This is a genomic window from Hymenobacter citatus (genome assembly GCF_014333615.1).
Lineage (GTDB): Bacteria > Bacteroidota > Bacteroidia > Cytophagales > Hymenobacteraceae > Hymenobacter > Hymenobacter citatus.
The window spans coordinates 24,722-37,508 of sequence record NZ_JACSCY010000009.1; the positions used below are offsets into that span (position 1 = coordinate 24,722).

Consider the following 12,787-nt stretch of genomic DNA (forward strand, 5'->3'; position numbering starts at 1 on the left):
CGTTAGAATTTGAAGTTGTACGTAACCGACGGAATAGTCGGAAACAGCGACACCTGCCGGGCTCTGTAGCCTGTGGTGAGGTTGGTCTGCGGATCTTCTATCCGGTCGAAGTAGATGAAGTACGGATTGCGCCGATTGTAGGCATTGTAGATGCTCAGCGTCAGGTCCGACTCGCCGTGGCGGGGCCGCAGCTTATAGACCAAGCCCAGGTCGAGGCGGTTGTAGGGCGCCATGCGGTAGGTGTTGCGCTCGGGGTAGAGCGGCACCGCTACCGGGTTGCCGCCGTTGCCCAGCGCATCCTGGTACACAAAGCGCCCCTGCGGCAGCGTGGTAGCAGCTCCTGAGGTGAATACAAACGAGCCTGTAAGGTTGATGCGCGGCGAAAGCTGGTGCAGTACCACCACCGTCAGGTTGTGGCGCCGGTCGTAGGTAGGGTAGTAAACCGCACCGTTGTTGATGCCCGTAGTGCCGCGCTGGGGCGGAAACCGCCGTTTGGTCCAAGCCAGCGTGTAGCCAATCCAGCCAGTGGTTTTTCCTTCCTTTTTCTCCAGATAAATCTCGTCGCCGTAGGCCCAGCCCTTGCCGAATAGGAACTCCTGGTCCAGATCGGCATTGGCAAACAGCTGGGCACCATCCCGAAAATCAATCTGATTTTCGGCCCACTTATAGTACACCTCGTTGGTGAGCAGGTACTTGCCACCGCCCAGCAGCCAGCTCACGCCCGTGGCCACCTGCTGCGAGCGTTGCGGCTTCACCGATAGCCGCGAGGGGTACCAGATATCGGTGGGTAGGGAGGCGCCCGAGTTCGTGACCAGGTGAACGTACTGATACATCAGCGCGTAGTTGGCCTTCAGGCTGAGGGTAGGGGAAAGGGAATAGCGCGCCGCCACGCGGGGCTCAATGCCACCGTACGTGTCGGAGCCGCTGTGAAAGCCCGACAGACGCAGGCCGTAATCAAGCTGCCACTTGTCGTTGACGGTGAAGTTATCGGACGCATACAAGCCGCCTTCCTGACCGGTGTAGCTAACATCGGAGCCGAAGTTGACTAGGTTGCTCACGCTTTCGGCCTGCAAACGGCCTACCCCAAAGTTGTGCGAGGTGACGGTTGCCCCAGCCTTCAGAATGTGCCGATTATCGGCGGTGTGGTATTCCAGGTCGGAGCGCAGACTTAGGTCGCGGATGGTAGAAGCTAGGCCAAAGCTAAACTCGTCCAGCGCATTGCCGATGTTATAACGATAGCGCGTGAAGGAGGCTGTAGTATTCAGGTACAAGCGCGGTGCAAAGGTGTGCTGCCAGCGCAGGGCACCTAGGGTATTACCCCACTCAAAGTTGATGTTGAAGCCACCGTCGCTGTTGAAACCAAACACGTCGCTGCCGTAGTAGCCGGTCAGGAACACCTGATCTTTGCGGCCCAGCTGGTAGTTGGCTTTCAGGTTGAGGTCCTGAAAGTAGTAGTCAGGAATAGGGCTGAAATCCGGGTCATCCTGGTTCACCCGGTTGATGGCCCGCGTGAACACGTCGAAATACGTGCGGCGGCCGGAAACCAGAAAGGAGCCCTTGCCCTTGTTCAAGGGTCCTTCCACAGCCAGGCGCGACGAAATCAGGCCGATGCCGCCGCTCACGCCTACCTTCTCGTGGCTGCCTTCGCGCAGGCGCACATCAATAATAGAGGAAAGACGCCCGCCATATTGGGCCGGAAAGCCCCCTTTATACAGGTCCACGCTCTGCACGGCATCGGGGTTAAATACCGAAAACAGCCCAAACAAGTGCGCCGGGTTGTACACCACCGCATCATCCAGCAGCACCAGGTTTTGGTCCGATGAGCCGCCGCGCACAAACAGGCCCGAGGTACCCTCGCCGCCGTTTTGTACGCCGGGTTTAAGCTGCAACGTTTTCAGCAAATCAACTTCCCCAAACAGCGCGGGCAGGAGCTTGGCCTCGCGGGTGGTCAGGCGCTCTACGCTCATTTGTGTGGTCTGGAGTTTCTGCTCCAGCGTGCCCGTACCGCGCACAATCACCTCGCCCAGCTCATTGGCCGCGGTAGGCAGCTCTACCAATAGGCGCTGGTCGCGGCGCAGTGTAATGGTGCGCGTAACAGGTTGATAGCCAAGAAAAGAGACTACTACCTCGTGCGTGCCCGGGGGGAGGGGCAAGGAGTAGGCGCCTTGGGCATCGGTGGCGGTGCCAGTGGCCGAGGCAGGCACTGCCACCGACGCGCCGGGTAGTACTTCGTGCGTGTCGGCGGCGCGCACCACGCCACTGAGGGTATACTGCGTTTGCGCCAGCGCAAATAAGGGCAGTAGCAGACTAACTATTAGAAGGGTACAGCGTGCAAACAACAGACGAAGGATTTCAGGGGCGAACAGGAGAAAAGTGCGGGCAAATGCCGCCTACTTCCAACGCCCGACCTCGCCGGATAGTCTGTTGGTTAGGAGCTGCGCACCAACAAAGCTACTTCAACGATTGACAAAGCCCTGCAACGTCTGATTGAGCTGCGGCGCAGGCACCACGCCCGCTTGCCGCCACACGGGCTGCCCATTCTGAAACAGAATAAGGGTAGGGATGCTCTGCACCCGAAACTGTTGGGCCACCGCTTGGTTGCGGTCCACGTCAATCTTAATGATGCGCAACTTGCCCTGGTGCTGCTGGGCTACCTGTTGCAGAATGGGCGCCATGGTTTTGCACGGACCGCACCAATCGGCATAAAAATCGACCAGCACCGGCATACCAGGGCTGTTAATCAACTCAGAAAAAGACTTTTTCGGCATGGGAACAATGGTTGCGGAGTTCGATAGAAAAACAAACTACTCCGCATACGCAGGCGCCGACAAAAAGGCTTTTACTTCCGCTTCTCAATAACCGTTACGTCGTTGCCAGCCTTTTCAAATTCGAAGAAGCCGCCCACTACCTTTTTGCCGCTTACCTGGCATTCCCACACGTAGCGGCCGGGCGCGGCCGTGCCCGCCTCGTTACGGTCCGACTTAAAGTAGTCGGGTTCGGAGGGCTCCGAGGGGAAGATAACGTCTACACCTTTCTGGCCCGCAGGTATTTGCTTGTCCAGCATGTATGTTTTGCCCGTCGACTGGTTGGTCACCACAAACTTGGCGGTGTACGCTCCCAACTGCCCAAACTTGTCTACCACGCCCAGCTTCACGTACGTGTCCGTCGATACCATCCAGGTTTGCGCGTGGGAGGCAGTAGAGGTTAGCAGGAGCAGAGCCAACGCAAAACCAGCTGCCCGCAGCAGCGTGGTCAAACCAGATACAGAGGAAAAAGAGAAAGTAGAAGTGGGCATACGCAAAAGATAAAATGTAAGGAGTGAAAAGTCAGGTTTTGGGGTTCTTCAAACAGCAGAGCTGTTTGTATAATGTCTTTTGAAAGCAACTGCTATGGCTAAAAAATCTGGATTAACAGATTTTAAAAGAATTGGTAAAATATAAAATATATTGGAAGTATAGAGTGATTGTATTTATGAAATTTACAATATACATAAATTTTTATACGGTAACCATAAAAAATGCTACTCAAGTAGATAAGTAGTATATGGCACGTCGTCGGAAAGAGGTAATTGCTAAATCTGTGCCGGAAGAGCCGCAATGCGCACTCTGCTTACGGCGGGTGAGGCAGGTGACGCGCCACCACTTGGTGCCACGGGAAGAAGGTGGTAAGTATGGACCTGTAGCCGACTTATGCCAGCCGTGTCATAGTACGGTGCACCTCCTACTGCCCAACAAAACCCTGGCTCGGCAGTACGGCACTATCGAGGCGCTGCGGGAAGCCGAGGAGTTGCAAAAGTACCTGGGTTGGATTCGGAACAATCGCGTAGAGCGGATTTCCAACCGGCGTGGGAAGTATAAATAAAATGATTTTACTTATGTAATTTAAAATAGGATTATGCATAGTTGGATGTGTGCCCTGCGCTTCTGCTTTCGAGCAGAAACAGGCAGGCTGCTACCTTTACCGACATGAGTTCCTCCCGCTTTTTTGTCCCTTTTGCCCAGCTACGCCAGCAGCCTACCATCTTGGTGGATAGCACGGGCCTGGGCGCCGCCCTCACGCTGGCGCACTGGCGCGGAGCCGCTACCCCCGAGCCTCTGCGCGACGATACCAGCGCTGGCTCGGTGCTGCGCGCCCTGCACCAGCCCGCCACGCCCGGTCTGGAAGCTCAAGCCGTATCGGCCAATCATTTCGACGTAGACGGATTTGTGGGCGTGTGGAGCCTGCTTTACCCCGAGCTGGCACTACGCCACGTGCACCTGCTGCGCCTGGTGGCTACCCTCGGCGACTTCCGCGAAATCGACTGGCACGACCCGCAGGCCAACCACGCCTTGCAACTGGTGTGCTGGCTGAATGCCGAGGAAAAAGCGCGGTTTTACGAGCCCTTTGGTGCACCCGCCCGCCGCCGACGCGAGGACGAGGCTTCGGCCGAAAAGTTTGCGTGGTTCCTGCCGCGCTTCGCCGCGGTGCTGGAAAACCCAGCGTCCGAACGCGCCGTGTGGCTGCCGGAATACGAACGGGTGCAGCAAGCCGCAGCCATCATGCAAAGCCCCGCTACCAGCCTCACACCCTATCCCAAAATTGGGCTGATGGTGGTGCGCACGCCGGAGCCGCTGCCCTACTACGCCCTGTTCGGCCCCACGGCGGGTTTCGATATGGTGCTGAGCCTCTATGACAAGCAGCGCTACGAACTGGAGTACAAATACACCACATGGATTGACCTGGAGTCGCGCCCCACGCTACCCCGGCTGCCGCTCGATGCGCTGGCTAATCGTTTGAATGCGCTGGAACAGACCACCCGCCGCTGGACCCACGATGGCATCACCGACACCGGCCCGCTGCTGCGCCTCTCCGGCAAAGGCCTCACCAAAGCCCAGCGCTACGCCGACCCCGACCAGCGCCCTCTGTATCAATCGTCGATTTCGACGGAAGAAGTAGAGCATGAAGTCGTGTCATTTTTTCGGCAAGGCTACGCCACTATAGAGCCGCGCCGCTACTGGACGTGGACAGAGATACGGGCAGTTGGGGGTAGGAATGCGCTGGAAATAGGCGCTACTGTTCTTCCCCAAATCCGATGACCCGCAACGTGCTCACGCCGCCTGCCCCCTTGCGCACGTTGATTTGCGTGCTCACGCGCTCCTTTAGTGCCTCCACGTGAGAAATGATGCCGATGGTTTTGCCAGTGCCCTGCAAGGTTTCGAGGGCCGACAGGGCCACATCGAGCGTGTCGGGGTCGAGCGTGCCGAAGCCTTCGTCGATAAAGAGCGTGTCGATTTGCGTTTTGCGGCCGGCCAGCTCCGAGAGTCCCAGGGCCAGCGCGAGGCTCACCAAGAAGCTTTCCCCGCCTGATAGCGAGTTCATGGAGCGCACGTTATCGGCTTGGTAGTGGTCGGTGATGAGCAGATCGAGATGCTCCTGCGGGTTGCGGCTGATGCGGTAGCGGTCGGAGAAGCGGTGCAGGTGGCGGTTGGCTAAATCCACGAGTCGTGCCAGCGTCAGGCCTTGGGCAAACTCGCTGAACTTCTTGCCGTCGGCCGAGCCGATGAGGTCCGTGAGCTGGCGCCAGCGCCACGCTTCCTGCTGCTGCTTCTCAATTTCCACCACCAACGAAGCGTGCCGGGCTACCCCGGCGCGGTGGTCGGCGAGGCGCTGTTGGCGCTGGCCCAGCTGCTGGTTGAGGGTAGCAAGCTGCTGGGTGTTGATGGTCAATTGTTGCGTAATAACCTCTGCCGGCTCCGGCGTGAGGGCGCGGGCTTCCTCCTGCTGAAGCTGCTCGGCGGTTTCGCGCAGGGTTTGTTCGACCAGGCTGGTTTCCTGCTCGTGGCGGCGCAGCTGGCTTTGTAGGTTGCCTACCTCCGCATCGGGTAGGAGCAGAGTAGGCAGAATAGTCGGGTCGGGCGCGAGGCCGGCCGCGCCCAGCGTAGCCGACAGGGTAGCGTGGCGCTCGGCTTGCGCTTGCTGCTGTTGTGTAGCGTCTTGCTCGCGCTGGCGCAGTTTATCGGTGGCAATGGTGAGCGTGGTGATCTGCTGCTGTAGCTGCTGCTCGGCTTGCTGGCGGCGCTGGTCGGCGGTGCGCACGGCCGTTTCCAGTTGCTGGCGGGCATCGGCTACGCTAGTGGTAGTAGGTAGCAGTTCGTGGCGCTGCTGCTGGCGCTGCACAATTGCCTTGTGTTGTTGCTCCAGGGCCTCGCGACGCTGATCCAGCTCTACTTGCAGCCGTTGGCGCTCTTTCTCAGCAGTGGCGGCGCGTTCGTTTTCCAAGTCCAGCTTACGTTCTAACTGCTCAGCTTCCAGCTGCTTGCGGCGGAAATCGGCACCAGCAGTTTCCAAATTTCGTACCAGTGCCGCGCCGTTTTCACCCGAAAACTCCAGCCCGAACGACCGAATCAGGCTGGTGATGTTCTCCTTCATCAAAGGCTCCTGCTCGCGCGCGTCCTGCAAGCGCGTGGTCAGGCGCTCTAGCTCAGTCCGAAGCTGTTGCTGCTGCTGTCGGGCGTTGTGTTGGTCGGCCTGGGCTTTGGCCTGAATGAGCTGGGCCTGTTGTTGTAGCTGCTCCGTCTCACTTAGCTCTTTAGCCAAAGCACGCACGGTGGCCGGGATAGTCGCTTCCTCTTCCTCCGACAGCCACCGCACTACCGCCGTTTCGGACTCGCTTAAGGGGGTGCCGTTTTCCAATAATCCGCTGATGCTCACCAGTCGGTTGATGCGCCCTTTCAGCGCCACTGACTGCTTTTCTAGGGCTTGCTCCCGTTCCCGATCGCGCTGCACAGAGTCTTCGCTCACGCCCAGTACGCCGGTGGCATAGGGGTGCTCCACGGCTCCACACAGCGGGCACGCCTCGCCGGCTATAAGGTGCCGACGAGCTTCCTCGTGGGTCAGAATAAGCTGATGCGCGTGCATGAGGCGGCGCAAGTCCTGCAAGCTGGCATCCAGCGTGGCAGCCTCGCGGTGCAAGCGGGCTACGTGATGCGTCAGTTGGTAGCGCCACTCGGTGCGAGTGGCCGTGGCGGTGGCGTGCCGTTGGGCCAGGGTAGTGAGCTGCGTATTGGTTCCGGCGAGTAGCTGCGTGCTGCTGGCCTCAGTGTCGGTAGCGGCCGTCAGCTGGCGTTGCCGCTCCCGAATCAACTCCGTCAGCCCTGTAAGCTCAGTACGGTTGTGCTGCCAATCCTGGAGGTAGCCGCTCAAAGGCGCCAAAGCTTCCGATGCGCTGCTGAGTACGGTGTGACGCGTAAGCCACTCGCGCAACGTGCGGGCCTGCTGCTCCTGCTGATGCACCTGCGCGGCAGCCTGGGTGGCCGTGTTTTTTTGCTCTTTCCACTGAAGGTTGAAGCCTTGATACTCTTGCTTACCCTTCGCAAGCTGGTCTTGTTGGTCGGCCAGCTGATGGTCGAGCAATTCGGCGGCGCGCAGCTTGGGCTCCTGCTCCATTTGGGCGGCAGTGGCTTGCGCATGGGCCTCGCGGGCGGTGTGCAGGGTGGCTTCGGCGGTGGCGCGGCGCTCCTGCAACTGCGGCAGTTGCTCTTGCAGCTGGCCTACCTCGGTGCGTAGCTGGCCTAGCTGCTGCTCGGCCTGGCGGAGCAACGCGTAGTCGGTGGCGAAGGGCGCGGCTTGCTGATGCAGCGCCAAACGCTGCCGCAATGGGGCCAGCGTCTCGGTCTGGGCGGCCAGCTGCTGCTGACGCTGCTGGGTGGTGTGCTGGCGCTGGCGTAGGTCGTGCAGCTTCTGGTGCCACTGCCGCGCCTCGCGCAGCTGCTCCTGGGTGGCAGTGGCGGTTTCCAGCTGGGTGGTGAGCTCCTGCGCCTCCGCTTCCAGTGCTCCTACCTCTTCCGCTGACAGCAGCGTTACACCTGCCAAACCCGCCCGTAGCTGCTCTACCCGCTGGGCTTCTTCCTTGGCCCGCTGAAATGCCGCCACCGAAATATCGGAGTACTTGCGCGTGTCGGTAATCTTTTCCAGCAGCTGCGCCCGCTCGCCGGGGCTCGATTTTAGAAATCGGGTGAAGTCGCCCTGGGCTAGCAGCACCGAGCGCAAAAACTGCCGGTATTCCAGCCCGCTCAGCTCGGCCACGCGCACCGGCACCCGCGACTTGTAGCTTTCCAGAATCGGCCACTTGTCTGGGGCTTCCGGATTCGGTGTTTCGGGCTGCTCGCTTAGCTCCATCTTGGGGTCCTGGAGATTGCCGCCGGGCTTGCGACGGGCGCGGTACTGCCCCCACTTCGAGCGGTAGGTTTTGCCGTTCACCTGAAACTCCACTTCGGCCCAACTCTCGCCCGTGCCGTGGCTCATCACCTGCTCGGGGCCGCTACCCTCGTGGCGCGGTACCTGGCCGTAGAGGGCCAGCGTGATGGCATCGAGAATGGTGGTTTTGCCGGCGCCGGTAGGACCTGTGATGGCGAACAGCCCCGCATCGGCCAGCGGAGCGTGGCTGAAATCGACAAAATGCTCCCCGCGCAGGGAGTTGAGATTGAAAAAGCGGACGCGGAGAATTTTCATGCGGAGTAAACACCAGGGCGGACCACGAAGTTACTGCGCTAAAAGAAACTGTATGACGCGAAAAGGAGCAGATTCATCTTTTGGCACTCGAAAAGTAGGCGTGCGTAAGTGCTATGCGCAGCGAATTGCAGTTATTTAGTACATGAATAGTTCGTTGTCGCCCCTACTTATCCCGGCGTTCATAGCTGTGTTTATAGGCTTCTGGTGCGTGGTTTGTAAACTCATCTCCTTTTTTGGCTGGCACCAACTGTCTACACAATTTGAGGTTGCGCCGGGAGAAATGATAGAGCCGCAGTTTCGACTGCGCCATGCCAAACTAGGCTTAGCCAGGTACAACGGTGTAATCCAAGCAGCCGCGTCAGCGTCCGGCTTATCATTGTCCGTGGCGTTTCTTTTCCATATAGGCCACCCTCCATTGCTCATTCCCTGGTCTTGTATTGGGGCACTTGAGGAGCAAACGTTTCTTTGGTCCACTGCCTACACAACGCGTATTTTAGTAGGTACCAGTAGTGTCAAGTTCAAATTCAGTGACGAGGAGTTCAAAAAGATGCTACAGCCCTGGTTGGCAGTAGTGTAAGCCTAGTGTGGTGCTAAATGCAGTGTAGAATATAGCAGCCTCTACAGCTTCTCCCCGCAATGCCAACAAAAGGCGGCGTCGTTGCGGTGGGCGATGGCCTGGCATGCAGGACAAGTTGCTTGTTTGAAAGCAGGCGCATCGGGGGTAGGGCGGGCCATTTGGGCCGATACAATACCGGTGGGCACGGCAATGATGGCGTAGCCCAGAATCATCAGGATAGAGGCCATGGTTTGGCCCAGCACAGTGCCCGGCGAGATGTCGCCGTAGCCGACCGTAGTCAGCGTGACGATGGCCCAGTAGATGCTCTTCGGGATGCTGGTGAAGCCGTTTTGCCCACCTTCTACCACATACATGAAGGTGCCGATGACAATAACCAGCGTGAGTACGGCCGCCAGGAATACGAGAATCTTGAAACGACTGGCCTTGAGTGCACTCACAATAAACTCGCCTTCGCCCACAAAACGGCCCAGCTTGAAAATGCGGAACACACGCAGCAGCCGTAGCGTCCGGATGACTACCAGATAGTGGCTACCAACCATCACCAGCGAGGCCAGAGTAGGTAGCACGGCCAGCAGATCAATAATACCTAGCAAACTTAGTGCGTAGGCTAAAGGGTGGCGCACCACCACCAGCCGGATAATGTACTCTAGCAGAAACAAGCCAGTGAAGGCCCACTCTACTGCCCGCAACAAGGGCCCATATTGCGCCGCAATCTGGCTTACGCTTTCCAGCATCACCGTGAGCACACTTAGCACAATGGCTACGAGCAGCACCGCATCAAACGCCTGACCGGCGGGCGTGTCCGATTCGAAGATAATGCGGTAGGCGCGTTGCTTCCAGTGAGAGGCGTTTTCGGGAGGAAATATATCCATCAGTGCGTAGCAGGGTGGCGGGTAGTTGCCCCTTACTTACGCAAACAGGCCTTTGCGGGTACGCCCGCAAAGGCCTAGGTTAGGAGCGTGGCGGCTATTGCCAACCGCTATTTGGTAGGGCGAACAAGGATAAATCTTACAGAACTGATACTACGTGCATTCGCTACCGCTTTCACTGCAAGCGATGAAAATTGCTATCCAGCATAGGCACCCGAAATTTCTCCCGTTGTTCGAAGGAATGTTCTATTTGCTTATTGCCTAAACAGTTATTGTTGATGCCTACCCCTTTTTCGGCAGTACGTCCCGCACCTTCGTCCAGTGCAGATCGGGGTATCGGTCGTTATTTAGTGTGGGTAAGCTGACTTGTCCTGAGAGCATGTTGTGCAGGTACTGCATGCCTTGCCACGGTGGAAACACCTCGTTTTTGGCCGGCATGAGCGTTTTCGTTACCTTAATCATCGTTTCTAATACGCCCAGGCCGCCTACCCGCAATAGCTTAAATGGCTCGCCCATCACCTCACTGGCAATAGCTTGCAGGTTGCGCACGGTGGTAACGTCGCCGGCAATACGCAGGTAGCGGGGCGTGGTGGGGTCGAGGGCAGTGGCGGCCGTATAAGCGGCCGTATCAACCATTGTAGTAGATTCTAATGGCTGATCGGCGCTGCCCCAGTACACGATTCGGCGTATGCCTGGCTGAATGAGCGGCGCCTGCCCGGTGAACAGATCCATGAACATGCCATTGAAGATGGACGTGGCCTTGATGGGCGCTTGGTCGAGCCGTTGCTGAAACTCCCGGCGCAGGTCGAAGTTGCGGTTTGCGCCTCCGGGTAGCCGGGTGAAATCGGCAGAATAGTCGGAGGGGATAAAGCGGGGCACGCCGGCTGCCACGGCCGCCTCTAGCAAGCGTGTTTGGGCATCCACAATCACCGGCCGCAGCCCCGATAGCGCCGATACTACACAATCGGCTCCTTGGCAAGCCTGCGTGAGGTCAGCCACGCTGTCATAATCAACTACTACCACCGTAGCACCTTGCAGGCGCAACGACTCCGCCTCGGCCGACGCGCTGCTGCTAGGGCGCACCAAGGCCCGCACAGTAGCGCCTCGCTGACGGAGATGGTGGGCAATAAGCAAACCGAGCGAACCGGTAGAGCCGGCCAATACAATGGTGGCAGGCGAAGCGGTGGAGCCAGCTTTTGAGTCTGTAGCCATAAAGCAAGTGAAGGAATTAGGTGAGTAACCGGGCTACACTACATGGGCGTGCCGGCTACAGAGGGTAGTACCGCCTACCTTTCCCGAAGGTTGTGGAGAAGCAAGGCTATCGGAACAGTTCCAGGGTAGGAAAGAATTGCTTTTGGCCCGGCCCTTACGTAAGCAAGGGTTGCACCTGCTTGTTTGGAATGTCTGACGTATCCTCTTCCACCAGCTTTGCCCAGCGGGCCGGCATTGTCATTGACTTGGTAGCCGCCCCGTACTAGGGCTGCTGTTTACGGGTTAGGCGCTGCAAGTATTGGTAGGCGTACTGCTGGCCGTGTTTTTCCGTGGGCTAGTTTTTGGGAGTAGTCAGTAGCTGATAGTTCAGGAGGTGGTAGGCCAGCAATGAGCAGTGTGCTACATTCCTTCCAGCAGCTCGTCAAACGTGCGCAGCAGCTCCGGTCGGTCTTCTTCCGGCTCCGTTTCCAGGCGTTGCGCAAATACTTCGCGCTCCGTAAAATCGTGCAGGCTGCGGGTGAGGGGTTCTTCTTCCTGACCCAACAGATGGGGGGCTGCCACACGAAAATGGCGTCGGTTTAGCACGTGCAGTTGTTGCCGGTCCAAGGCTTCTATCACCTTCAATAACTGCTCGGCTACCTCTAGCTGGCTCAGCTCCGAGCGAATCTCCACATCGGCCCAGGCAGGCAGAGGGTAGTCGGCATTGTCGTAAGTAGTGAGCTGGGTGAGCACCTCGTCGAGGTTTCCGTGGAAGCGCACCAGCCGGCGCACACCCGGCACGGGTAGGGAGGCAATGGTGAGCCCATCCGGGGTGAATTCCAACAAGACGACCTCCTTGGGGTAGTCGATTTCGGAAAACGACAGCGCAATGGGCGCACCCGAATACCGGATGTGTTCCCGCCCGCCCACGCGCTGCGGACGGTGCAAGTGCCCCAGGGCCACATAATCGAAGACGGTCGGGAAATGCTCGGCCGTTACCTGCCCCAGGTTGCCCACATGGATAGTGCGTTCCGAATCGGAAGGGGAGCCGCCGGCAGCGTAGAGGTGGCCCGTGGCCAACACGGGTAGGCCGGCGGCTTTCAGCTGCCATACGGTTTCCAGCTCGGCCAAGCGGGCGTAGTGGTCGGCAATACCTTGCTTGATGCGGGCCTCACGCTCCTCGGCGCTTTCGCCTGGTACCGACAAACGCACATCCCGGTCGCGCAGGAAGGGCACGGCGCACACCACCAGGCCAGGGCGACCCTGTGCGTTGTCAATTACTAGCACTTGGTCGTCGAAACAATCGGGCACGCAGCCAATTACGTGCACGCGCAAGTGGCGCAGCAGGCGGGCGGGCGCGTTCAGGGTAGCCGGCGAATCGTGGTTGCCGCCCACCAGCACCACGTCGCGGCAGCCCGTATTGCGCATTTGCAGCAGGAAGGAGTAGTACAACTCCAGCGCCTGGTTGGAAGGTGAGCCCGTATCGAATACGTCGCCGGCCATCACTAATACTTCTATCCGTTGCTCGCGCACAGTCTGCACCAGCCACTCCAAAAAGTGGCGGTGCTCCTCTGTGCGCTCGTGGCCACCTACGAAGCGCTGACCCAAATGCCAGTCGGCGGTATGCAGAACCTTCATGTAGGGGCGTTTGGCAAGCGCC

9 protein-coding genes are annotated in these 12,787 nt (G+C 58.7%); 2 read left to right on the plus strand and 7 right to left on the minus strand.

All coding sequences use genetic code 11. The features are described 5' to 3' along the window. Positions 1-2 precede the first annotated feature (2 nt). From H8B15_RS12450 to H8B15_RS12460, 3 genes are all read right to left on the minus strand, one after another. Positions 3-2,339 carry a TonB-dependent receptor gene (locus tag H8B15_RS12450; RefSeq protein ID WP_246455444.1) on the minus strand — a complete coding sequence of 779 codons (2,337 nt, stop codon included), beginning with the start codon at positions 2,337-2,339 and terminating at the stop codon, positions 3-5. A gap of 117 nt (positions 2,340-2,456) precedes the next feature. After that, complete coding sequence (gene trxA / locus H8B15_RS12455; RefSeq protein ID WP_187320020.1) at positions 2,457-2,768, minus strand: thioredoxin; 312 nt, start codon at positions 2,766-2,768, stop codon at positions 2,457-2,459. A 71-nt stretch (positions 2,769-2,839) separates the two neighbouring features. After that, the gene (locus H8B15_RS12460) at positions 2,840-3,295 is read right to left on the minus strand and encodes a hypothetical protein (protein WP_187320021.1); all 456 of its coding nucleotides are present in this window, start codon (positions 3,293-3,295) and stop codon (positions 2,840-2,842) included. Between the two features lie 416 nt (positions 3,296-3,711). Between H8B15_RS12460 and H8B15_RS21035 the strand changes: the two genes are divergently transcribed. Beyond that, a complete protein-coding gene (locus H8B15_RS21035) occupies positions 3,712-3,861 on the plus strand; it encodes a helix-hairpin-helix domain-containing protein (RefSeq protein ID WP_246455446.1) in 150 nt (49 codons plus the stop codon). A gap of 104 nt (positions 3,862-3,965) precedes the next feature. After that, positions 3,966-5,075 carry a DUF6687 family protein gene (locus H8B15_RS12470; protein ID WP_187320023.1) on the plus strand — a complete coding sequence of 370 codons (1,110 nt, stop codon included), beginning with the start codon at positions 3,966-3,968 and terminating at the stop codon, positions 5,073-5,075. On the opposite strand, the gene H8B15_RS12475 is transcribed toward H8B15_RS12470, so the two are convergent. The 4 genes from H8B15_RS12475 to H8B15_RS12490 all read right to left on the minus strand — a co-directional run bounded on the left by H8B15_RS12475 (position 5,050) and on the right by H8B15_RS12490 (position 12,765). Then, a complete protein-coding gene (locus H8B15_RS12475; protein ID WP_187320024.1) occupies positions 5,050-8,490 on the minus strand; it encodes an AAA family ATPase in 3,441 nt (1,146 codons plus the stop codon). The two genes, H8B15_RS12470 and H8B15_RS12475, sit on opposite strands and share 26 nt — an antisense overlap. Positions 8,491-9,108: 618 nt before the next feature. After that, positions 9,109-9,939 carry an ion transporter gene (locus H8B15_RS12480; protein WP_187320025.1) on the minus strand — a complete coding sequence of 277 codons (831 nt, stop codon included), beginning with the start codon at positions 9,937-9,939 and terminating at the stop codon, positions 9,109-9,111. A gap of 279 nt (positions 9,940-10,218) precedes the next feature. After that, on the minus strand, positions 10,219-11,148 hold the full coding sequence (locus tag H8B15_RS12485) for an NmrA family NAD(P)-binding protein (RefSeq protein ID WP_187320026.1): 930 nt from the start codon (positions 11,146-11,148) through the stop codon (positions 10,219-10,221). Positions 11,149-11,547: 399 nt separating this feature from the next. Further along, a complete protein-coding gene (locus H8B15_RS12490) occupies positions 11,548-12,765 on the minus strand; it encodes an exonuclease SbcCD subunit D C-terminal domain-containing protein (protein WP_187320027.1) in 1,218 nt (405 codons plus the stop codon). Positions 12,766-12,787: the final 22 nt, after the last annotated feature.